22 protein-coding genes, 2 pseudogenes and 1 other annotated feature are annotated in these 20,940 nt (G+C 48.1%); of the genes and pseudogenes, 5 read left to right on the plus strand and 19 right to left on the minus strand.

Annotated features, from left to right (window positions below; all coding sequences use genetic code 11):
• Positions 1-12: 12 nt before the first annotated feature.
• From mreD to HMPREF9443_RS04505, 15 genes and pseudogenes are all read right to left on the minus strand, one after another.
• Complete coding sequence (mreD, locus tag HMPREF9443_RS04440; protein WP_009145321.1) at positions 13-513, minus strand: rod shape-determining protein MreD; 501 nt, start codon at positions 511-513, stop codon at positions 13-15.
• Complete coding sequence (gene mreC / locus HMPREF9443_RS04445) at positions 510-1,358, minus strand: rod shape-determining protein MreC (protein ID WP_009145322.1); 849 nt, start codon at positions 1,356-1,358, stop codon at positions 510-512. The genes mreD and mreC overlap by 4 nt, the downstream gene beginning before the upstream one ends.
• Before the next feature lie 13 nt (positions 1,359-1,371).
• Complete coding sequence (locus HMPREF9443_RS04450; protein WP_009145323.1) at positions 1,372-2,415, minus strand: rod shape-determining protein; 1,044 nt, start codon at positions 2,413-2,415, stop codon at positions 1,372-1,374.
• A 14-nt stretch (positions 2,416-2,429) separates the two neighbouring features.
• Positions 2,430-3,188, minus strand: coding sequence for a RadC family protein (radC, locus tag HMPREF9443_RS04455; RefSeq protein ID WP_009145324.1), 759 nt, complete (start codon positions 3,186-3,188; stop codon positions 2,430-2,432).
• Between the two features lie 13 nt (positions 3,189-3,201).
• The gene (locus tag HMPREF9443_RS04460; RefSeq protein ID WP_009145325.1) at positions 3,202-3,762 is read right to left on the minus strand and encodes a Maf family protein; all 561 of its coding nucleotides are present in this window, start codon (positions 3,760-3,762) and stop codon (positions 3,202-3,204) included.
• Positions 3,763-3,770: 8 nt separating this feature from the next.
• A complete protein-coding gene (locus tag HMPREF9443_RS04465) occupies positions 3,771-4,196 on the minus strand; it encodes a SoxR reducing system RseC family protein (RefSeq protein WP_009145326.1) in 426 nt (141 codons plus the stop codon).
• A 34-nt stretch (positions 4,197-4,230) separates the two neighbouring features.
• The gene (locus HMPREF9443_RS04470; RefSeq protein WP_009145327.1) at positions 4,231-4,521 is read right to left on the minus strand and encodes a hypothetical protein; all 291 of its coding nucleotides are present in this window, start codon (positions 4,519-4,521) and stop codon (positions 4,231-4,233) included.
• Positions 4,522-4,555: 34 nt separating this feature from the next.
• A complete protein-coding gene (locus HMPREF9443_RS04475) occupies positions 4,556-5,062 on the minus strand; it encodes a hypothetical protein (protein WP_009145328.1) in 507 nt (168 codons plus the stop codon).
• Between the two features lie 316 nt (positions 5,063-5,378).
• Positions 5,379-6,635: a glutamate-5-semialdehyde dehydrogenase gene (locus HMPREF9443_RS04480; RefSeq protein WP_009145330.1), complete on the minus strand. Its 1,257-nt coding sequence runs from the start codon at positions 6,633-6,635 to the stop codon at positions 5,379-5,381.
• A 15-nt stretch (positions 6,636-6,650) separates the two neighbouring features.
• Entirely contained in the window at positions 6,651-7,790 is a 1,140-nt protein-coding gene (gene proB / locus HMPREF9443_RS04485; protein WP_009145331.1) for a glutamate 5-kinase, read from the minus strand.
• A gap of 273 nt (positions 7,791-8,063) precedes the next feature.
• On the minus strand, positions 8,064-9,332 hold the full coding sequence (obgE, locus tag HMPREF9443_RS04490) for a GTPase ObgE (RefSeq protein ID WP_009145332.1): 1,269 nt from the start codon (positions 9,330-9,332) through the stop codon (positions 8,064-8,066).
• A gap of 278 nt (positions 9,333-9,610) precedes the next feature.
• Entirely contained in the window at positions 9,611-9,817 is a 207-nt protein-coding gene (locus tag HMPREF9443_RS10310) for a hypothetical protein (RefSeq protein ID WP_230197145.1), read from the minus strand.
• 19 nt (positions 9,818-9,836) lie between these two features.
• Positions 9,837-10,193, minus strand: a pseudogene (locus tag HMPREF9443_RS04495) (glutamate synthase); the annotation flags it as partial.
• Positions 10,193-12,283, minus strand: a pseudogene (locus HMPREF9443_RS11190) (glutamate synthase central domain-containing protein); the annotation flags it as partial. The pseudogenes HMPREF9443_RS04495 and HMPREF9443_RS11190, both read right to left, overlap by 1 nt.
• Complete coding sequence (locus tag HMPREF9443_RS04505) at positions 12,220-12,525, minus strand: glutamine amidotransferase (RefSeq protein WP_009145337.1); 306 nt, start codon at positions 12,523-12,525, stop codon at positions 12,220-12,222. The gene HMPREF9443_RS04505 and the pseudogene HMPREF9443_RS11190, both read right to left, overlap by 64 nt.
• 349 nt (positions 12,526-12,874) lie before the next feature.
• Positions 12,875-13,089, plus strand: a binding site (T-box leader).
• A 187-nt stretch (positions 13,090-13,276) separates the two neighbouring features.
• Between HMPREF9443_RS04505 and leuC the strand changes: the two genes are divergently transcribed.
• From leuC to HMPREF9443_RS04530, 5 genes are all read left to right on the plus strand, one after another.
• Positions 13,277-14,542, plus strand: a complete 1,266-nt coding sequence (leuC, locus tag HMPREF9443_RS04510) for a 3-isopropylmalate dehydratase large subunit (RefSeq protein WP_009145338.1) — start codon at positions 13,277-13,279, stop codon at positions 14,540-14,542.
• Positions 14,539-15,033: a 3-isopropylmalate dehydratase small subunit gene (locus tag HMPREF9443_RS04515; protein ID WP_009145339.1), complete on the plus strand. Its 495-nt coding sequence runs from the start codon at positions 14,539-14,541 to the stop codon at positions 15,031-15,033. Before leuC ends, HMPREF9443_RS04515 begins: the two co-directional genes overlap by 4 nt.
• Positions 15,033-16,106: a 3-isopropylmalate dehydrogenase gene (gene leuB, locus HMPREF9443_RS04520; protein ID WP_009145340.1), complete on the plus strand. Its 1,074-nt coding sequence runs from the start codon at positions 15,033-15,035 to the stop codon at positions 16,104-16,106. Before HMPREF9443_RS04515 ends, leuB begins: the two co-directional genes overlap by 1 nt.
• Positions 16,107-16,263: 157 nt before the next feature.
• Complete coding sequence (locus tag HMPREF9443_RS04525) at positions 16,264-17,028, plus strand: AzlC family ABC transporter permease (RefSeq protein ID WP_009145341.1); 765 nt, start codon at positions 16,264-16,266, stop codon at positions 17,026-17,028.
• A 3-nt stretch (positions 17,029-17,031) separates the two neighbouring features.
• Positions 17,032-17,343 carry an AzlD domain-containing protein gene (locus HMPREF9443_RS04530; RefSeq protein WP_009145342.1) on the plus strand — a complete coding sequence of 104 codons (312 nt, stop codon included), beginning with the start codon at positions 17,032-17,034 and terminating at the stop codon, positions 17,341-17,343.
• Between the two features lie 67 nt (positions 17,344-17,410).
• On the opposite strand, the gene HMPREF9443_RS04535 is transcribed toward HMPREF9443_RS04530, so the two are convergent.
• The 4 genes from HMPREF9443_RS04535 to HMPREF9443_RS04550 all read right to left on the minus strand — a co-directional run.
• Positions 17,411-17,809 carry a type II toxin-antitoxin system HicB family antitoxin gene (locus tag HMPREF9443_RS04535; RefSeq protein WP_040565044.1) on the minus strand — a complete coding sequence of 133 codons (399 nt, stop codon included), beginning with the start codon at positions 17,807-17,809 and terminating at the stop codon, positions 17,411-17,413.
• 32 nt (positions 17,810-17,841) lie between these two features.
• Positions 17,842-18,024 carry a type II toxin-antitoxin system HicA family toxin gene (locus tag HMPREF9443_RS04540; RefSeq protein WP_009145344.1) on the minus strand — a complete coding sequence of 61 codons (183 nt, stop codon included), beginning with the start codon at positions 18,022-18,024 and terminating at the stop codon, positions 17,842-17,844.
• A 130-nt stretch (positions 18,025-18,154) separates the two neighbouring features.
• Positions 18,155-19,402: an SLC13 family permease gene (locus tag HMPREF9443_RS04545; RefSeq protein ID WP_009145345.1), complete on the minus strand. Its 1,248-nt coding sequence runs from the start codon at positions 19,400-19,402 to the stop codon at positions 18,155-18,157.
• Positions 19,403-19,508: 106 nt separating this feature from the next.
• Positions 19,509-20,940 (minus strand): recombinase family protein (locus tag HMPREF9443_RS04550; RefSeq protein ID WP_230197146.1); only part of this gene is annotated, 1,432 nt, incomplete at its 5' end.

The following is a 20,940-nucleotide window of genomic DNA, read 5'->3' on the forward strand; positions in this document are numbered from 1 at the left end:
CCTGCTTCCTGGTTAATAAGATATATCTTCTTTTCTGATCCATTCATAAATCATCTTCATTATAACTACAACAGGCCATACCAACAGCGCATTGCCTATAATATAGCCCAGGGAATCCCATAAATATGCAAAAAAGATGCTCCAGCGTCCGCCACTGCGCAAAAGTTCCAGCCACCAGTAAACAAAACGCAGGATAAAGGTAATCGTAGCAATTGCGCTCATATGATAAAGATAATTATCCTTAAACACCTTTTCCTTTGTCAGGCCAACTATATAACCTACACAGATACGACTAAGAATATGGAAGCCAAAAACACCCACCGTCATTGCATCCTGCAGCAGTCCGGTGATACCGCCGACTACCGCACCAGCTTTTTCGCCGCGCAGTATCGCATAAGCATATACCGCCAAAAGCAGCAAATCACAGGAAAGCCAGCCCGTATAATACACAGACATCGAACCCTGCAGCAGCATTAAGAACAGAAACAGGACGGGCCAAATCAGTCTCCTCATTTTGCCTGTCCTCCCTGTAATACGATTTTCGCTTCCGGCGTAAAGCCAACAATAACCAATACCTGTTCAACATCTGCAATATCAGCAGCAGGTACAATATCTGCTTCCTGCAGCAGACCTACACTATCCATATGAGTAGCAGTAACCTTACCGATAAGAATATCCGCAGGATGGCTGCCGCTGTAACCGCTGGTAACGATAATATCACCCTCACGCAGGCTTGCTTCGCGGTAAATATGCTCCAACAGCAGCTTATCCTTGCCGCTGACACCGCCGGCTACACCGACAGCACGTGAATCAGCGCGCAATACCCTAGCCCCTACACGACAGCGCGGAGAGGTGAGCAAAAGTACACGGGCATAATCATCATATACCTCGTCAACCACGCCTACCAAGCCGCCGTTTACTACAGCCATATCAGGTGCCAGGCCTCTGTCCTTACCGGCAGCGATATATATGCAGTCACGTAAATCGCCGAAGCTGCGGGCAATTACCTTTGCTGCTACAACCTTCTGCGATTTATGCTGCTCCTTATACTCCAACAAGCCTCTCAGTTGCCTGTTTTCTGCATACATCGAAGCCATCTGGATATTGGCATTACGCAGCTCAATATTTTCTTGTTTCAGCTTTGCATTTTCGCTCTGCATTACTGTCAATGCCTTCCAATAGCCACGCACGCCATCACCGGCATTGCCTAACCTGGTCAGCATACTTTCTACCGGCAGCACTACTGCTGCCACCGCTCTGTTGACCAAAGGAAAACGGCTTCTGCCTGCTACGGCCATCGCCAGCATGGAAAACAGGACCAGAATGAACAAAGCTACCAACATAACCTTCTTATTCATGCTGCATTCCTACTTATTTAGAGGTCATAAAGCCTTTGCGGTAAATATCAATATTTTCTACAGCAATACCGGTGCCGAGAGCAACACAGTTCAAAGCTTCATCGGACACGAATACCGGCATACCGGTTTCCTGAGAAATCAGTCTGTCCAGATTGCGCAGCATAGAGCTGCCGCCTGTCATAACAATGCCACGATCCATAATATCAGCGGACAGTTCAGGCGGTGTACGCTCCAATGTGTTACGAACAGCGTCCACAATCATGCTTACAGGCTCGTTAACAGCCTCGCATACATGGTTGGCATTAACCTCTATACTCTTAGGCAGACCGCTGAGCAGGTCGCGGCCGCGAACTTCCATAACAGCAGGCTCATCAACCTTCATTGCGGTACCGATTTCAATTTTAATATTTTCTGCTGTACGCTCACCGATAAACATATTAAAGGCTTTGCGGATATAACGTACAATAGCACTGTCGATAGCATCGCCGCCGCAGCGTACGCTCTTGCTGACAACAATGCCGCCCAGAGAAATTACGGCAACCTCACAGGTGCCGCCGCCGATATCAACAACCATGCTGCCGGTTGCTTCCTGTACAGGCAGGCCTGCACCGATTGCTGCCGCCATCGGTTCTTCAATCAAGTAAGCCTCACGCGCACCTGCTTCAATAGTAGCATCAACAACAGCACGCTTTTCTACTTCGGTAACACCGGAAGGCACACCAACCAGAATGCGCGGACGTACAAAGGTACGGTTGCCCATAGCCTGCTTAATAAAATATTTCAGCATAGACTGAGTAATTTCATAGTCGGCAATAACGCCATCCTTCATCGGACGGATAGCGACAATGTTACCGGGAGTACGGCCGATCATTCTCTTGGCCTCCGCACCGATTGCCAGTACCTCGTTAGTATCCTTTTCAACAGCTACTACCGACGGCTCGCGGATAATAATACCCTTATCCTTGCAATGCACCAGCGTATTTGCAGTGCCCAGATCTATACCCATGTCATCCGACATATTGTTAAAAATACTGATATTAGGGAAAGTAAACTTCATTTCCGACTATCCTCCTAAACTTCTAATGCTCCATCTTCCTGAAAGCTGTAATAAGCACCGTCCCCGATAATCAGATGGTCCAGAAGAGGAATCCCCAACGTTTGTCCTGCCGCCAGCAAAACAGCTGTCAGCTGCCTGTCCTCAATGCTTGGCTGTGGATCACCAGAAGGATGATTATGTGCCACGCAGATAGAGGCTGCATGCTGCAGAATCGCCGGCAGAAATACCTCACGCGGATGCACCACCGAGTTGGTCAGCGAACCCTCTGATACCAGCTCTGTGCCTATTACTTTATTCTTACTGTTTAACAAAATTACCAAAAATTGTTCCTTTGTGGCATAACGCAGGCGTGGCATCAAAAATGCCGCACCATCCTGCGGACAGCCAAAACGGATTTTATCCAAAGGGCGGGCCGACGCAATACGTCTGCCTATTTCCAGAGCTGCCAAAACTGTTGCTGCCTTGGCCTGCCCCATACCCTTGATTTGCATAAGCTCATTTAAGTCCCTCACTCCCGCCAGACGCCTGTACAGACCTCCGTCAGCCGTGAGCTCCTTAGCAATCTCCAACGCTGATTTTCGAGCAGTGCCTGTGCGCAGCAATATTGCCAGCAGCTCCGCATCCGTCAGCGCTTCCACCCCACGCAGAAAAAGCTTTTCCCGTGGTCTGTCCTCTAAGGGAAGATTTTTAATACTCTCTTTGTTTGTTGTTTTGTCGATACTACTAAAATCACTGCAAAAATCGCAGGTCCTGCTTACTGCAGGATTAGTCACTCTTCATAGCTCCTCATACTCCCAATCTTTGCATCATTAAGTACAACAATGACAACGGCAGACCTACAACATTGTTATAGCAGCCATTGATTTTTTCCACCAGGACAGCACCTCTGCCCTGAATGCCATAGGCTCCTGCCTTATCCATAGGCTCGCCTGTAGCAATATAAGCATCTATTTCTTCAGCAGTCAGCTGACGAAAGCTTACGTCAGTAACGCACACCTTGGACAGCTGCTGTCCCTTATAGCGCACAGCAACGCCTGTTATCACCTGATGTGTACGTCCGGACAAGCACTGCAGCATAGCCTTGGCAGCTGCTGCATCCTGCGGCTTGCCCAAAATAACATTATCAATTACTACGATTGTATCTGCAGCAATTACAGGAAGCTCATCTCCCATCTTTGCTGCTACAGCGGCGCATTTGCCGGCTGCATTATACAAAGCAACCTCCTGCGCCTGGCTGGCAGTTCCGCTGCCTTCGGCAAAATCCGCCGGACAAACCAACGGAGTAATACCTATTTGTTGCAGCAGCGCCTGTCTGCGCGGAGAGGCTGATGCCAAAATAACCTTCATGCTTCAGCCTATTCCTTTTGACCCATATCAATAACAATCTTCGGCTGCTGGATTTCAAAAATAACAGCCTGCTTGCCTTCGCGTACCGCATCACGTTTAAAAATACGTGCATAGTTTACGGTTACCAAAAGCCACAAAACAATACAGACGGCAATAAACGGCAATTCATCCATATGAAAGAACGTAGCCATACTGTGTCCGCAGGCAACACCTGCAAGAATGCCTGCTACCGGCAGACCGTAAATAACCAGCTTAGCCTTGCGTTGGTCAAAATCGCGGTATTCCGCACCTACTACATCGCCGGCCTTAGCACCTACCGGGTTCCAGCAATCTATGTATTTAGGCAGGCCTGTCAGTTCGCTTTCAGCTTTATCAACCTTTACCTCAGCGCGCTCGCCCTGCTTTTTAACAACAATACCTCTAATTTCTGCCATTGAAGCAAATCCTTCCTCTTATAAAACTTTTAGCTTAATATGCATGTACGAAAATATACCAGTAACCGACGCCGAAAACTACGCCGTAAATTGCCAGGAAAACAAGAACGCCTTGCCAGCATACAGGATAACCGAAGTTAATATCCTCACCGAAAATACCACGGCGGTTAAAGAAGGTATATTTTTTACGTTTTCTGAACCAGGCCAATTTGTTATCGGGGCCAACCAGCTTGGCAATCAGATAAATGTAAATAAAAGAACCAAAAAATATTTGCATAACGCGGGCGCAGACTACCACCGGTTCTACGTTAGCTATTGTTTCCATCTGTAAAAGCCTCCTATACCAAAACAATCATCAATTAAAGCTGAATGAATTTATCCGGCATTTCCTTACGCAGTACACGGACAAACTCATCACTGGATTTAAACAGCAAACCCGCCAGCTTATTTTTCTTGCCTTCGGTAAATACCAGCAAGCGCTGCGGATTTTCATCAAGTGAATTATAGCGATGGATGTAATGCTTAATCGCTGTTTTACGGAAAAAGCTCTTTACATATTTATCGGTAAAGCTTTCTGTACGGGTCAGGTCAACAACATAACTGCGTTTAATAAAGCCTAAGCCGTGGCTGATTACCTCAAGCTTCATATCCTTATAGAGTATCAGAGTATAGCCAAAGGCTACACGCCAAATCCACAGAGCCAAAAGCACTGTATCCATACCCCAGCCCAGCATATCAAAGCGTCTATGTTCCTGCAGCCAGGTCCATTCATGCCAATAAAGGCTCGCAATCATCAGCAAGGCAATCACTGCAAAGATTTTTCTTTGCGTACTTGTTCCAGATTCTTCACGATACAATTCTTCCAAAAGAGTTCCCTCCAGCTTTCTAAATTGTGCAGTAGCAACAAAGCAATCTTATCCAATTAATTATATCAAATTTTACACTTAAAGCATATACCTCAGGCAATAAAAATCGGTGCAAAAATGTGAATTTTACCTGCATCAGACAGCTTTCCTGCAAAAGCAAAACACCGCTTCGCCGGCTTACGCCATTGAAGCGGGTTTCAGTAAGTATTATGCTTTATTAAAATATAGCATCTGATATTACGTCAGCCTTAAGTAACATCTGTCATCCCTGAGGTTTTTCATTGCTAACCATTCAGCAACACCGTTACATATGAGCTTATTTGCGCACCTGACCGTTACCGTTAATCAGATACTTCGTACTCGTAAGCTCCGGCAGCGCCATAGGTCCGCGGGCATGCAGCTTTTGTGTGCTGATGCCGATTTCCGCACCGAAGCCGAATTCGTTGCCGTCGGTAAAACGGGTAGAAGCATTGACGTAAACAGCAGCAGCATCCACGGTATATTGGAAAAGCTGTGCCGCCTGATAATTATTCGTAACAATACATTCGCTGTGACCGGTGCCGTATTTGGCAATATGTGCCATAGCCTCCTCAATGCTGTCCACAATCTTGACGGAAAGACGCAAATCGCCGTATTCCGTAGACCAGTCTTCTTCAGTTACCGGATGCACCTGACCGCTGTACTCCTGCACAGCCTCGTCACCGCATATTTCTACGGCGGAGGAATTATACATCATCAGCATCATCGGCAGGAATTTATCCGCAATATCCTTATGCACCAGCAATGTTTCCATTGCATTGCATACGGAAGGACGCTGCACCTTGGCATTGAAGGCAATCTTCATAGCCATCTCCACGTCGGCATCCTTGTCAACATAGGTATGGCATACGCCCGCACCTGTTTCGATAACCGGCACGCTGGCATTACGCACTACCGCCTGAATCAGGCCGGCACCGCCGCGAGGAATAACCACGTCCACCAAGCCGTTCATATGGATTAAATCCTGCACAGCCTGTCTGTCACTGGTATCAATAAACTGAATAGAGTCCGCAGGAATGCCTGCACCCTCCGCAGCCTGCGCCAAAATCGCAGCAACAGTTTTATTGGACTCCATCGCCTCACTGCCGCCCTTAAGGATAACAGCATTGCCGGACTTCAGGCACAGGCCTGCGGCATCCGCCGTAACGTTGGGACGTGCCTCGTAAATAATACCGATAACGCCCAGGGGAACGCGAATTTTGGTAATATGCAGACCGTTAGGCAGAGTTTTGCCGTCAATAACATTCCCCACAGGGTCAGCCAGGCCTGCTACCTGACGCAGGCCGTCAGCCATACCGCTGATGCGCTCGGCAGTCAGCTTCAGACGGTCCAGCATTGAGCTTTTCATGCCCTTGGCTGCAGCAGCAGTCATATCACGCTCATTCGCAGCCAAAATTTCAGACTGTTGTGCCTCCAGCGCAGCAGCCATCGCCAAAAGTGCCGCATTCTTAACTGCGGTAGAAGTAACGGCAAGCTTTGCTGCAGCCTGCTTTGCAGCCTGCGCCTTAGCCTTCACCAATTCATACGTTGCCATAATCTTCACCCTGCCTTATAAAATAACCAGGTCATCGCGGTGGATAACCTCATCAAAATTTTTATGTCCCAGAATATTTGCAATCTCGCCGGAATTGCAGCCCTTAATCTGCTCCAGCTCGGCAGAAGAATAATGCACTAAACCACGCGCCAGCTCGTGCGCATCCTTATCGATAACGCTCACCGTACTGCCCGGCAAAAATTCACCCTGCACGGCAAACACGCCTGCCGGCAGAATACTGCAGCCGCCGGCCTTGCGAATAGCCTTGGCGCAGCCATCATCCACAACAATACTGCCGGCGATTTTGGCACCAAAGGCCAGCCAGCGCTTGCGGAACTGCAGACGGTTTTCACGGCTCACGAACAAGGTTCCCAGTTCTTCACCCTGCAGTACACGGGTAATGGCATTCTTTTCGGTACCGCTGGCAATTACCAGATGAATGCCGCTGCTTGTCGCAGCCTTGGCAGCCTGAATTTTAGTCGCCATACCGCCTGTACCGCGGGCAGAGCCGACACCGCCGGCACTTGCCTCAATCTCTGGAGTAATTTCCGCAACTTCGGGCACAATAACAGCGTCCGGATGCGTTTGCGGATTAGCGGTATACAGGCCGTCCACATCCGAAAGAATGATAACAAGGTCAGCATCCACAATGCCTGCAACAAGAGCAGACATATTATCGTTATCGCCGATTTTCAGCTCGTCGAGCGCCACAACGTCATTTTCGTTGACGATAGGGATAACACGCTGACGCATCAGCTCCATAAAGGTATTACGCGTATTTGTATAACGATGGCGGTCAATGGCCTCTGTTTTGGTAATCAGCACCTGCGCCACAATCTGACCGTAATCGGCAAAGAATTTTTCGTAGGTGTGCATCAGAACGCCCTGACCTACGGCAGCAGCGGCCTGCTTGCCGGGAATAGTTTTGGGTTTTCCGGGCAAACCCATACGGTCCACGCCCACAGCCACGGCACCGCTGGTAACCAGAATCATTTCCTTGCCCTGATTCTGCAAATCGCTGATTTCGCGCGCCAGACGGTCAATCTGACTAAAATTGCGCTTGCCATTGGCATAGGTAATCGTACTCGTACCAACCTTAATAACAATACGCTTAGCCTTTTTTAAAGCCTCACGGCTTGCTTCATTATTCAACATTTCCCCTCACCTGCAGTTCTAGTTTTTATTTTTTGCGTTATCCGCAATACATAGCTTTCTCCAAGGACACATAGGATGTATCAGTTACTAAATACAGTTTACAACGGCATACTCCCTAAGGACGCATAGAATGTATCAGATGCTAAATGAAGCCGACGACGACGTACTGCATTGTACGTCTAGGAGGCTTCATGACGCAGATGGTGCATTATCTGCGTCCTTATACGTCGAGGAATTTTCATGACGCTCGACGGTGCATTATATGCGTACTCACTACTCTTTGTAGTCGAAAACCATATCCCTAATACGCACACTCTGACCTTCCTGTACGCCTCTCTCCTTCAGCGCCTCATCAATACCAAGACGTTTCCAGATCAGCTGGAAGCGGTAAAGTGCCTCGTCATTATCAAAGTTAGTCATGGCAACAAGACGCTCGATATTCTTGCCGCGAACCTCCCAGTCGGTATCGTTGCCGACAACAATTTCATAGCTGTCCGGATCAATCTCGTCGAAGCGTGCCAGGTCTTCTTCATCCTCCTCAGGAACATACTGCAGCAGCAGGTCGTAAGCCTTAAACATCAGCTCACGCAAGCCTTCGCCGGTAGCAGCACTTGCCTTGCAGATTTCGTAGCCTTTAGCTTCAACGTATTCCTTTAAGCGCTCAAAGTTTTCCTGAGCTTCCGGCAGGTCCATTTTATTGGCAACAACCAATTGCTTGCGGCGTGCCAGACGCTCGCTGTATTCTGCCAGCTCTGTATTGATTTTATCAAAGTCCTCAATCGGATTACGTCCGTCAACGCCTGCCACATCAACAATATGCAGCAGTACCTTAGTACGTTCTACGTGACGCAGGAAGTCATGACCAAGGCCTACACCCTCATGTGCACCTTCAATCAAACCGGGGATATCCGCCAGTACAAAGCTGCGCTCCTCATCCAGACGTACCACGCCCAAAACCGGGGACAGCGTTGTAAAATGGTAGGCAGCAATTTCGGGGCGGGCAGCGCTCACCTGTGCGATAATGCTGGACTTGCCTACGCTGGGATAGCCTACAAGGCCAACGTCGGCCAGCAGCTTCAGCTCCAGCTTCAGCCAACGGGTTTCACCGGGTTCGCCCTTTTCGGCAAAGGTCGGTGCACGGTTGGTGCTGGTAACATAGCAGGCATTGCCCTTGCCGCCGCGGCCGCCTTTAGCAGCCGTATAGGTCTGGCCGTCCTCAACAAGGTCTGCCATAACGGCGCCGGTTGCATCATCACGTACCAAAGTACCCATCGGAACCTTCACGAAAACAGTATCGGCGCGTACACCGGTGCAGTTTTTAGTACCACCCTGACCGCCGCGCTTAGCAACATATTTTCTCTTGTAACGGAAGTCAATCAGGGTATTGAGATTTTTGTCCGCAATCAGGACAACGTCACCGCCGCGACCGCCGTTACCGCCGTTCGGCCCACCCTTTTCTACAAATTTTTCTCTGCGGAAGCTGCTCATGCCGTCGCCGCCATCGCCTGCTTCTACATAAATTCTCGCTCTGTCAATAAACATTTTGTTTTCTCCTGTATCTTAAATTTAGCTGTTGCTAGGTATATTTATCTATATTATAGCTTATCTTGCAGGGAAAGTGCAACGTGGGAAAAAGCAAATCCGCAGAAAAGCTTTGAGTTTGCGAAGATTTCACTTCTGATTTATATGACGCAGATGGTGCATTGCTGTAGCCGTTACCTATTTCAAGGCTACAGCTAATAAAAAATGTGCCTGCAGCTATTTTTTATATACACAAAAGCTGCAAGCACGTTTATAAAAGGAAAGGAGAATCTTATAGCTTACTTACGCAAAAATTTATCAACCGCATGTGCGGCACCACGCCCTTCGGCAATAGCCCACACTACCAGACTCTGTCCGCGACGCGCGTCACCGGCTGCGAAAACACCGGGTACGCTGGTCGCATAGCTGCTGTCATCAGCCGCTATGCTGCCGTTAGGTGCCTTCGCCAACTTGAATTCCTCAAACAGTCGCTCTTCGCTGCCCACAAAGCCCATAGACAGGAGCACCAGCTGTGCAGACACCCTCGCAGGGAGCCGGGCAGACATGAGATGTAAATTCCGGGAAATTATTGGTTTTATTCAGACGGGCATAGGCATAATCATCCATCCCGTGATAAACAAGATCATTAAATTCCGGCATCAGATTGTGCAGCGGACAGCCTGAAACCATGCGGTTAATCATTACACCGCTATGGCAAAAGGGACCGCCGCAATCCATACAGCGCGCTGCCTGGCAGCACAGTGCTTCCTTATGCGGCAGGCTGCTCGTCTTAATCTCCTGCCAATCCTTAATTCTTTCTTCGGGGGCACGCAAAGCAAGCTCCACACGCTTGTAATCCATAAATCCGGTAGGCTTACCCATTATGACTTCACCTCCTCAAATACCTTCAGGGTGGCAGCATCCGCGCTCATTCCCTGCTGCAGATACTCATTAAGCTTCTGCGTAACAATCTTATATTCTTTAGGAATAACCTTGACAAATTTATCCTGATATTCATCCCAGTTATCCAATATCTCTAAAGCCAGCTTACTGCCGGTATGCTCTGCATGCTGCAGCAACATTTTCTTTACCGTCAGGCTGTCGCCGATTTCCTCCAGCTTTTCCAACAGCACTATTTCCTTATTGCAGTAGGTTGCAAAATCTCCCTGCATATCCAAAACATAGGCTGTACCACCGCTCATGCCGGCAGCAAAATTGCGTCCTGTACGTCCCAAAATAACTACCGTACCACCGGTCATATATTCACAGCCATGGTCACCAACACCCTCAACAACAGCGTTCACGCCGCTATTACGGATGCAGAAGCGTTCACCGGCAGTACCGCTGATAAGTACAACATCGGCGCAGGCCTTAACTACGCCGGCAGCAATTGTACCGACACCAACCTCACTTACCAGCTTAACGCTGATGCGGGCACGGGGATTAGCATTCTTCAGGTCGTGAATCAGCTCAGCCAAATCTTCAATAAAATAGATATCATGATGAGGCGGAGGAGAAATCAAACCAATCCCTGCCGTCGTACCGCGGCATTCGGCAATCCACGGATAAACCTTGCCGCCCGGAAGCTGTCCACCTTCACCCGGCTTAACACCCTGTGCAATTTTAATCTGAATTTCGTCCGCATTGACAAGGTAATTGCTGGTTACGTCAAAACGTCCGCTGGCAACCTGCTTAATTGCACTGCGCTTGCTATCACCATTAGGCAGCGCTGCAAAACGGTTGGGATTCTCGCCGCCTTCGCCGGTATTGCTCTTGCCGCCTATACGGTTCATGGCAATCGCCAGACATTCATGTGCTTCCTGACTTAAAGAGCCGTAGCTCATAGCACCTGTCTTGAAGCGATGACAAATGCTTTCTACAGATTCTACCTCATCAATATTCACCGGCAGACGCTACGGCGTAAAGGTCAGCATACTGCGAAGATTCTGGTTGGCAAAGGCACTGCCGCGCAGCTGCTTGCTGAACGCCTTAAAGAGCTTATAATCACCGGTCTTGCAGGCCTGCTGCAGCTTAACAATCGTTTCCGGATTAAGCATATGCTGCTCGCCGCCGTTACGCCATTGATAATGAGAACCTGATTCATAGCTGAAAGGATCAATGTTTTGCTCAGCAAAGGCAGGCTCATGACGCATAGCAACCTCTTTAGCAATCTCATCCAGGCCGATGCCTTCAAGACGCGACGGAGTTCCGGTGAAATATTCTTCAATAACGGCACTGCTGATACCGATAGCTTCAAAAATCTGAGCACCACGATAAGACTGTACAGTAGAAATACCCATCTTCGACAGGATTTTAGCAATGCCGTGAGTGCAGGCGCTGATATAATTTTCAGCAGCCTTTTCAAAGCTGATATCCAGCATTCCGTCAGCACACATATGCTCCAGGCTTTCAAAAGCAAGATACGGATTAATACCACTAACGCCATAGCCTAAAAGCAACGCCATATGGTGCACCTCGCGCGGCTCAGCAGATTCTATGATAATAGAAGCGCGCAAACGTGTACCGTTTTTAATCAGATGATGATGCATGCCTGCACCTGCCAGCAAGGCAGGAACCGCTGCCATATCTTTAGTAATGCCGCGGTCGGATAATATCAAAATGCACTTGCCTTCCGCAATATATTTATCAGCAGCAGCAAAGATTGCATCCAACGCCTGCTTTAAGCCGGCGCCGCCATCAGCAACCTTGTAAAGCATAGGAATTGTTGCTGCCTCGAAATCAGGAATATTCTTCAGCTTAGCAAGCTCAATATTGCTTAATACCGGAGATTCGGCAGAAATCTGGCGGCAGCTTTCCGGCTGCGGGTTAATCAGATTCAGTTCCGGACCGATACCGCTGGTTGTATCCGCGAAAACCTCCTCATGAATGGCATCAATCGGCTGATTTGTTACCTGCACAAAGAGCTGTTTAAAGTAGTTATATAAAAGCTGCGGCTTTTCGCTGAGTACTGCTTCGCGCATTCTTTGACAAAAAAGTTATGCGGAATCTGCAGCAGTACACCGGCACTGTCACCGGAGTTCATATCTGCTCCCTGACCGCCGCGATGATCCATGTTATGCAAAACCACCAAAGCCTGTCGTAAAATTTTATTAGACTTCTTGCCCTTAATATTGGCAACTACGCCAACACCGCAGGCATCGTGTTCAAACCAAGGATCATACAATCCCTGTTTTTTGGGCAGCGAAGTATTCATAATAAATTCCCCTCTCAAAGCATTTTATCAATAAATCTATTAGCAGTTCCGTTAGTGTTTCTGTTAAAGACCACCACAACGACTGTAATTTTAATTATAATACCACGTTATTACGATCACAAATTATATATATATTTATTTACATGACAAAAGTTCTGCAAAAGGCAATTTTCTGAAAGAAGCATTTTTTTACCCCTACACTCCTTTGCACTTCAGCAATACTTTTTTCCATTTCAGTTGCACATCAAATGTTTTTCTAGGCATTTTTTTATTTTCACACTTGACAAACCGTGAAATTGTTGCGATAATGTGAAGAACACAGCGATGTGTATATTTTAATTTCAAAAACAAAAATGCAATGAGCGGGAAAATTTACCTGCCCCAGCATCCAGAGAGACGGCGTATGGTGCAAGCCGCCAGCAAGCAGGCAAAGAAGCTCACCCGCGAGCAGCTTCTCTGAACCAAGTAGGAGCAGACGTTTCCAGCACGTTACGCTGCCGATTCGCTAATCGGGAAAATTAAGTACAACTTAGGGTGGTACCGCGAAAAAACTTCGCCCCTATCTGCAAGCGCAGATAGGGGCTATTTTATTTCATAGTACACTCTTTCTAACTTAAAAAATTTACAGGCTGTCTAGAGGAGCGTCAGATGCGAAGAAGCGCGACGACGGCGTACATACTAGTACTCCTAGAAGCGCTTCTGAAGCAGATGTCCCCTTATAGGCAGCCCCTAAAGAAAGAAGGACTATCTTATGGGAATGACAATGACGCAAAAAATCTTAGCCAAGCACGCTCACCGCGACAGCGTAAGTGCCGGCGACCTGCTTGTTTCTCAAGTAGATTTAGTATTAGCTAATGATATCACCGGTCCTCCGGCTATCAACGAATTTGAAAAAATCGGTAAACCAGTATTTGATAAAAACAAAATTGCTCTGGTTCCGGACCATTTCTCCCCCTGCAAGGATATCAAATCCGCAACCATGTGCAAGCGTATGCGTGACTTCGCCCGCAAGCACGAAATCAAAAACTACTTTGAAGTAGGCCAGATGGGTATCGAGCATGCACTGCTGCCGGATAAAGGCCTTGTTGCTCCCGGCGAAATCATCATCGGCGCCGATTCCCACACTTGTACCTACGGTGCACTCAATGCTCTGAGCACCGGTATGGGCCAGACTGATATCGGCTGCGCTATGGCCAGCGGTACCTCCTGGTTCAAGGTTCCACAGGCTATCAAGGTTAACATGACCGGCAAACTGCCGAAATACGTTAAAGGCAAGGACATCATCCTGACCATCATCGGTATGATTGGCGTTGACGGCGCCCGTTACCAATCTTTGGAATTCACCGGCGAAGGCGTCAGCGAGCTTTCGATGGCCGACCGTCTGACTATCTGCAACATGGCTATTGAGGCCGGCGGCAAAAACGGCATTTTCCCCGTTGATGAAAAGACCATCGAATTCTTAAAGGAACGCGGCGTAACCCGTGAATGGGAAGCAGTTACTGCGGACGAAGATGCTGAATATGCCCGCGTACTCGATATTAAGCTCGACGAGCTTGTTCCCGTTGTTGCTTATCCGCATCTGCCGGAAAACACTCATCCTGCTAAGGAAGGTCATGCAATCAAAATCGACCAGGTTGTCATCGGTTCCTGTACCAACGGCCGTCTGGAGGATCTTGAACAGGCTGCCGAAATTCTCAAAGGCCACAAGGTTTGCGACCATGTGCGTATGATTATCATCCCGGCAACCCAACAGATTTATCAGGAGGCTATGCACCGCGGTTATATTGATACCTTTATTGATGCCGGCGCTGCCGTTTCCACTCCGACCTGCGGTCCCTGCCTTGGCGGTTACATGGGCATCCTCGCAGCAGGCGAACGAGCTGTTTCCACCACCAACCGTAACTTCCGCGGCCGCATGGGTCATGTCGACAGCGAAGTTTATCTGGCAAGCCCCTATACCGCTGCAGCCAGTGCCATTACCGGTTATATCACCAGCCCTGAGGAGGTAGTAAAATGAGCAAAGTTTGGCTTTACGGCGACCACATCGATACAGACGTTATTATCCCGGCAAGATATCTGAACATTGCCGATTTCAAAGAATTAGCAGAGCATGCAATGGAGGATGCGAAAGAAAACCTGGAAATTAACTTCGCCGCCAACGTACAGCCCGGAGATTACATCGTTGCCGGCAAAAACTTCGGCTGCGGTTCTTCCCGCGAGCATGCCCCGGTAGTATTAAAGGTTAAGGGTATCAAATGCATCGTAGCAGACAGCTTTGCCCGCATCTTCTATCGCAATGCGATTAACATCGGCCTGCCGGTGCTGGAAATAGGCGCCGACGTTGAAAAGATTGAACCCGGCGATGAAATTGACGTTGATGTCAACAAGGGTGAAATCAAAATCCTCAATAAAAATATTACGATCAAAACAAAACCGCTGCCGGAATTTATCCAACATATCGCAGACTGTGGCGGCCTGATTAATTATATTAAAGGAGAAAACAAATAATGAAGATTTGCTTACTGCCCGGTGACGGCATTGGTGTAGAAATAGTTGATGCAGCTGTAGAGGTTCTCGACGCTGCTGCCAAAAAATACGGCTTTGAAATTGAATATGACAAGCAGCTCATCGGCGGCTGCGCAATCGACGCAACCGGCGTTCCCCTGCCGGAAGCAACCATCGCCAGCGCTAAGGCTGCTGACGCTGTGCTGCTCGGTGCTGTCGGCGGACCAAAATGGGATAATGTTGCCCCGGACATCCGCCCGGAGAAAGGCCTGCTTGGTATCCGCAAGGCTTTGGGCCTGTACTGCAACTTGCGCCCGATGACCGTTTCCAAATTCACCGCGCATCTTTCTCCGCTGAAAACGGAACGTGCCGAAGGTGCCGATCTTTTAATCGTACGTGAGCTTACCGGCGGCATCTACTTCGGTGAGCACAACGAAGCGCACCTCAACGCTGACGGCGTTGAGGAAGCAAGCGACGTTGAGCTATATACCCGTCCGGAGGTAGAACGCATTGCCCGTTTTGCTTTTGAAGCTGCCAAAAAACGCCGCGGTAAAGTAACCAGTGTTGATAAAGCCAACGTATTGGGCTCCAGCCGTATGTGGCGTAAAATTGTTGCCGAAATGCAGGCTAAGGATTATCCTGAAGTCGAGCTGAACAACTTCTATGTTGACAACTGCGCTATGCAGTTAGTGCTGAATCCGAAGCAGTTCGACGTTATTTTGACTAATAATATCTTTGGCGATATCCTCAGTGATGAAGCCAGCACAATCGCAGGCAGCATCGGCCTGCTTCCGAGCGCCAGCCTCGGCGACGGCACCGGTATGTACGAGCCTATCCACGGCAGTGCGCCTGATATTGCCGGCCAAGGCATTGCTAACCCGCTGGCAACCATTCTCAGTGTTGCTATGATGTTGCGTTACTCCCTGAACCAAAACGAAGCAGCAGACGCTATGGAAGCAGCTGTTGACGCAGTTATGGAGCAAGGCTACCGCACGCCTGACCTTTATGCAGAAGGTCTGAAGAAGGTTTCTACCTCTGAAATAGGACATCTTGTTGCACAGGAACTGCTTAAATAACCATTCCCGGTATAACGCCATCCCCTCAGCGTTAACCAAAGCCTTTCTACCCGTAAGCTTTCCGTTTGGGGCTTACGGGTAAAATTTCCAACACTTAGCATTATTATATTTTGATTTTTTTGTTTTTTGGATTTTCTTATGATCGTTGTGGTGTATTATGATGCAAATTTCAACCAAGAATATTGATTCCGTGTATACTAATAATGCTTCAAGCGATGCTGCGGCCTTCCGCCAAGGCTTGCACGATGGTATCCCCATAGGATTGGGGTATTTTGCCGTAGCCTTTTCTCTGGGAATTATTTACCGCACATCCGGGCTTTCTGTATTCCAAGGCTTTCTGACAAGCCTGCTCAACAACACTTCAGCCGGTGAATTCGCCGCCATTACCCTCATAGGTCAAAACGCCAGCTATACCGAAATAGCACTTGTAACACTTATCGCCAATGCACGCTACATGCTGATGAGCTGCGCTCTTAGCCAAAGGCTCAGCAGTGCACAAGGCTTTATACATCGTCTGGCTATGGCCTTCGCTGTAACGGATGAGCTTTTTGGTATCGCCATCTCCCGTCCGGGGGTTTTGAATCCATACTATTACTATGGCGGTATGGCCGTAGCAATTCCTGGATGGTCGATTGGCACAGCCTGCGGCATTGTCGCCGGTGCGGCACTGCCAGAACGCATTGTCAGCGCACTGAGTGTAGCACTGTTTGGCATGTTCCTTGCTATCATCATGCCCCCTGCACGCGAAAGCCGTATCATTTTAACTGTTGTAATCACAAGCTTCATCGCCAGCTTCGCAGCAACATACATGGAGCCGTTGGCGCAGCTTACCGGCGGTACACGTACCATTATCCTCACTGTAGTCATCGCAGCGGCTGCAGCCTGGTTCAGGCCGGTACAGTCCCAGCAAAAGGAGGATTAGCAGATGGAACACAATATTTATATTTATATTGCAGTCATGGCAATTGTTACCTACGCTATCCGCGTGCTTCCGCTAACACTCATTCGTAAGGAAATCAAAAATCCCTTCATCCGTTCCTTTTTATATTATGTCCCATACACGACGCTCGCAGTAATGACCTTTCCTGCTATCCTGCAGGAAACACAAACACCTGCTGCAGGTGCTCTTGCCCTCGGCGTCGGCGTTGCCACCGCCTGGCGCGGCATGAGCCTTTTTCATGTGGCTTGCTGCTGCTGCGCAGTAGTGTTTATCGTAGAATTTATCATGGTGCCGTAAGGCACAAAAAAAGCCGCCGGCTCAGGAGATTTTTCTCCAATCCGGCGGCTTTTTGTGCTTCTATAAATTAACGTGCATTTAATCCCAATTCATTAATCAAGGCACGCTGCAACAAATTTGAAAAATTAATATCGTTATCAATTGCCAGATTATTAAGCCATGCAGGAATCGAGAGCGTCTTCTTTACAGCCTTCGCATTATACTTTTTATCATAAGCAAGCTTATCAAAAGCAACCATCATCACAAACTGACTGCCTTCCAGGTTGATTTCATTGGGTTTTGATGCCTGAGGATATTCTTCAGGCTTTTTACCTTCCAACATCAGGCCAATCACTTCCTGCACCATCTCCAAAGCTTCTTCCAAAGAATCTCCTTGAGTATTGCAGCCGGGAATATCCGGAACATAAACAGAAACGCCTACTTCCTCAGGTTCAAAAATTACGGGATAAAAATATTTTTTAGACATGATGCGCTCCTTTCTTCTCCTTATCGTTTTAATCAAGCCTGCTTTAAAATAGCCTGTTCTAAGCCTTTCTTTAATTCTTTAGTATGCAAAGGTACAGCAACAGTTATATTCCGCTGTGGATTAAAATATTTTTGATGAGAACCATTATTGCTCTTAACATAAACAAAACCATTTTGTAAAAGCAATCTGATCATTTCTTTAGGGGTTAGTGGCATAAACGCAACCTCCTTTAATTTATTATACTACGTAATATTACGTATGTAAAGAAATGCACGCTGCAACAAAAAAGTCTTCGCACACATACGAATAGGCACGAAGACCAAAATATTTTATAAAATTTTTATCTCACAGCAGCCAGTGGAACATACCGAAATAAGAGAAGATACACAAAACAGAAACACCCAGTGCAGAAACACCGAACATTTTCATAAAAAGATTCTGCTGCTGCTTCTGATTGGCATTGGCAGCCGAAGCATAAGCTGCCAGCGCCAACGCACCGCCTGTAGAAAGCGGACTGATGGCAGCGACATGCGAAATCGTTGTAATAGAAGAAGCCAGCTCCAGCTCATTCACACCGCCAAGCTGCTGAGCAACATGCGGCACTGTCGGCAGCAGCGTAGGCATAACAACACCGCTGCTTGAGCTGAACCAGCTCATAATACCGGAAGTAAGTCCCATAACAGCGGCAGCACTTTTAGCGCTCATCAGAGAAACAAGTATATCAGAAAGCACCTTAATACCGCCGAGATCTATAATCAGCTGCATCAAAACACCCACACCGGTAATCAACAGCAGCGTATTCCAAGGAATATGTTTAATCGCCTTCGTCTCATCTGAAACACGCAAAAAGGATAATACGGCTGCAACAGCAAAGCTGACCAGTCCTACGTTAATTCGCAAAAGCATAACCATAAGCACCATCACTACAATACCGGCAATAGTCGTCAGCTGCTTTTTGTTAAAGCAGGGAACTTCTTTTTTCTGCCCCACAGCAGCAGAACGCAGCTTATAACCACCCAATAAAATGTAGACAATAACAGCATAAATAGTAAAGGAAAGAATGCCATTCATAAGAAAATCATTTTCAATACCTGTCAGGCCAAACTCTGCGCACAGATTCGCACCGATAATGCCGGTAGCAGCAAGCGGTGATAAACCACCGGCGCAAGAGCCCAAAACAGTTAAGGTTGAAAGCAGCACAGGACTGATTTTCATTTCTGCTGCCAAGGACATGGAAAAAACCATCATTATAGCCATAGTCGGTACAGAGCCGGGGCCAAGCGCGGCAAGAATAATCGAGAACACATAGATAATGACAGGTATAAGATAAACACGCTTACCTGCCAAGGAAATTACCTTCTGCGCCAACAAATCAAGACTGCCGTTAATCTGTGCCAGACTGAACAAATAGGTTACACCCAAAAGCATCAGGAACAAAGAAGCATTGAAGCCTTTAATAATTTCCGCATCACTGATGCCTGCCATACGTCCCAAAAGCAAGGCAAAAGCTATGCACAAAAGACCCGTATTCATTTTACGGATAAAACCAAGCATTATCGCCAGCAGTAAAAAAACCAAGGATAACAGAGCCATCGGAAACCTCCAAAAAATTTATTTGATAGTGTATTTGAGAGTGTAACAAAGTACAGTTTACAAGGGACTACACAGGGTAACGGTCTGACGGGAGGATTACCGCCCGTCAGATTTTCCATGTAATGTTCAAGCTGTCGCTTGTGGCGGCAACGGTGGTAATCATCAAATCCACCACCCGCCGCTTGTCGTCAAAGGATACATCGTCCCATGTGTCGAGGTAGCCGGAAATCTGGTTGACCTGTCCCGGGCTGATGGTTTCCACCGTCAGCTCGGCTATCTGCTTCACAAGTTCCTGCTTGCGCCCGTCCAGTTCCGCTATCTTCACATTCACATAGGAGAGCAGGACATTGTTCGCGCCCGTCAGACTGTCCACCAGCTTTTCAATCTCGCTGTCCACATGGAGAAGCTCTACTTGCAGGGCGGCGATTTTGGGATTGGCCTTTGCCGCTTTCTTCCTGCCCGTCAGCGTCTTGTGCTTTTCCAGCTTCTTCACCATCTGCTGGTAAACCACCGCTTCCAGTTCGGAAGTGATGATTTTCCCACAGCCCGGACAGCTTTTATTGTCCAGCCGTTTCGTACAGCGGAGATATTGCCTGCCGGACGGATTGAAGATACTCATAAGCGCATATCCGCAGTTCCCGCACTTGATTTTCCCCGCCAGCCATGTGTGGGTGGCTTTTCGGGCGGACTGGATTTTCATGTTGTTCATCAGCTTCTTGCGGCAAGCCAGCCATATATCCGCCGGAACAATGCCCTCATGGGGAGCCAGCACCAGCATTTGGTCTTTCAAGTCGTTTTTCTTGCTGGGCTTCACATCCCGCCCCTGATACAGATAACAGCCGTTTGTCCCCGTAAAGTCGGCGGCGTCATTGACAATAACCGTACCCTGACTTTTGAAAAATTCGTACACATCCAAGTCCGCCTGCACATAGACGGGATTGCGGAGCATTTGCGCCAGCGTGGGGCGTATCAGTTCCTTGCCGTAGAACAAAATCCCCTGTTCCGCAAAGTACCGGGTAATGTCCCCGTAAGAGGTTGTGGGCTGGGCGTACATCTCAAATATCAGCCGGATATTGGCCGCTTCGTCCGGGTTTACCACCAGCTTCTTTGTGTTGATACCGTCCATTTTGATAGGCTCGGTGTGGAAGCCGTAGGGGGCTTTCCCGCCCATCTTGAAGCCCCGCTGACTGCGGGAGTAGTAAGCGTCCGTCACCCGCTTCTGTATCGTTTCCCGTTCAAGCTGGGCGAACACAATACAGATATTCAGCATAGCCCGCCCCATCGGGGTAGAGGTATCAAACTTTTCCGTAGAGGACACAAATTCCACATCGTACTGCTGGAACAGTTCCATCATGTTTGCGAAATCCAAAATGGAACGGCTGATACGGTCAAGTTTGTAAACAATGACCTTTGCAATCAAGCCCCGCTTAATATCCCGCACCAGTTCCTGAAACTTCGGGCGGTCTGTGTTCTTGCCGCTGTACTCTTTGTCTGTGTATTCCTTGCAGTTCCCGCCTTTCAATTCGTATTTGCAAAAC

Origin of the sequence: Phascolarctobacterium succinatutens YIT 12067, assembly GCF_000188175.1 — a bacterium.
Taxonomy (GTDB): domain Bacteria; phylum Bacillota; class Negativicutes; order Acidaminococcales; family Acidaminococcaceae; genus Phascolarctobacterium_A; species Phascolarctobacterium_A succinatutens.

Excerpts from the sequence above, each read along its gene's own strand:
- mreD (WP_009145321.1), bottom strand. The coding sequence starts at position 513 with ATGAGGAGACTGATTTGGCCCGTCCTGTTTCTGTTCTTAATGCTGCTG.
- mreC (WP_009145322.1), bottom strand. The coding sequence starts at position 1,358 with ATGAATAAGAAGGTTATGTTGGTAGCTTTGTTCATTCTGGTCCTGTTT.
- HMPREF9443_RS04450 (WP_009145323.1), bottom strand. The coding sequence starts at position 2,415 with ATGAAGTTTACTTTCCCTAATATCAGTATTTTTAACAATATGTCGGAT.
- HMPREF9443_RS04460 (WP_009145325.1), bottom strand. The coding sequence starts at position 3,762 with ATGAAGGTTATTTTGGCATCAGCCTCTCCGCGCAGACAGGCGCTGCTG.
- HMPREF9443_RS04465 (WP_009145326.1), bottom strand. The coding sequence starts at position 4,196 with ATGGCAGAAATTAGAGGTATTGTTGTTAAAAAGCAGGGCGAGCGCGCT.
- HMPREF9443_RS04470 (WP_009145327.1), bottom strand. The coding sequence starts at position 4,521 with ATGGAAACAATAGCTAACGTAGAACCGGTGGTAGTCTGCGCCCGCGTT.
- HMPREF9443_RS04480 (WP_009145330.1), bottom strand. The coding sequence starts at position 6,635 with ATGGCAACGTATGAATTGGTGAAGGCTAAGGCGCAGGCTGCAAAGCAG.
- proB (WP_009145331.1), bottom strand. The coding sequence starts at position 7,790 with ATGTTGAATAATGAAGCAAGCCGTGAGGCTTTAAAAAAGGCTAAGCGT.
- obgE (WP_009145332.1), bottom strand. The coding sequence starts at position 9,332 with ATGTTTATTGACAGAGCGAGAATTTATGTAGAAGCAGGCGATGGCGGC.
- HMPREF9443_RS04505 (WP_009145337.1), bottom strand. The coding sequence starts at position 12,525 with ATGAATACTTCGCTGCCCAAAAAACAGGGATTGTATGATCCTTGGTTT.
- leuC (WP_009145338.1), top strand. The coding sequence starts at position 13,277 with ATGGGAATGACAATGACGCAAAAAATCTTAGCCAAGCACGCTCACCGC.
- HMPREF9443_RS04515 (WP_009145339.1), top strand. The coding sequence starts at position 14,539 with ATGAGCAAAGTTTGGCTTTACGGCGACCACATCGATACAGACGTTATT.
- leuB (WP_009145340.1), top strand. The coding sequence starts at position 15,033 with ATGAAGATTTGCTTACTGCCCGGTGACGGCATTGGTGTAGAAATAGTT.
- HMPREF9443_RS04525 (WP_009145341.1), top strand. The coding sequence starts at position 16,264 with ATGATGCAAATTTCAACCAAGAATATTGATTCCGTGTATACTAATAAT.
- HMPREF9443_RS04530 (WP_009145342.1), top strand. The coding sequence starts at position 17,032 with ATGGAACACAATATTTATATTTATATTGCAGTCATGGCAATTGTTACC.
- HMPREF9443_RS04535 (WP_040565044.1), bottom strand. The coding sequence starts at position 17,809 with ATGTCTAAAAAATATTTTTATCCCGTAATTTTTGAACCTGAGGAAGTA.
- HMPREF9443_RS04540 (WP_009145344.1), bottom strand. The coding sequence starts at position 18,024 with ATGCCACTAACCCCTAAAGAAATGATCAGATTGCTTTTACAAAATGGT.
- HMPREF9443_RS04545 (WP_009145345.1), bottom strand. The coding sequence starts at position 19,402 with ATGGCTCTGTTATCCTTGGTTTTTTTACTGCTGGCGATAATGCTTGGT.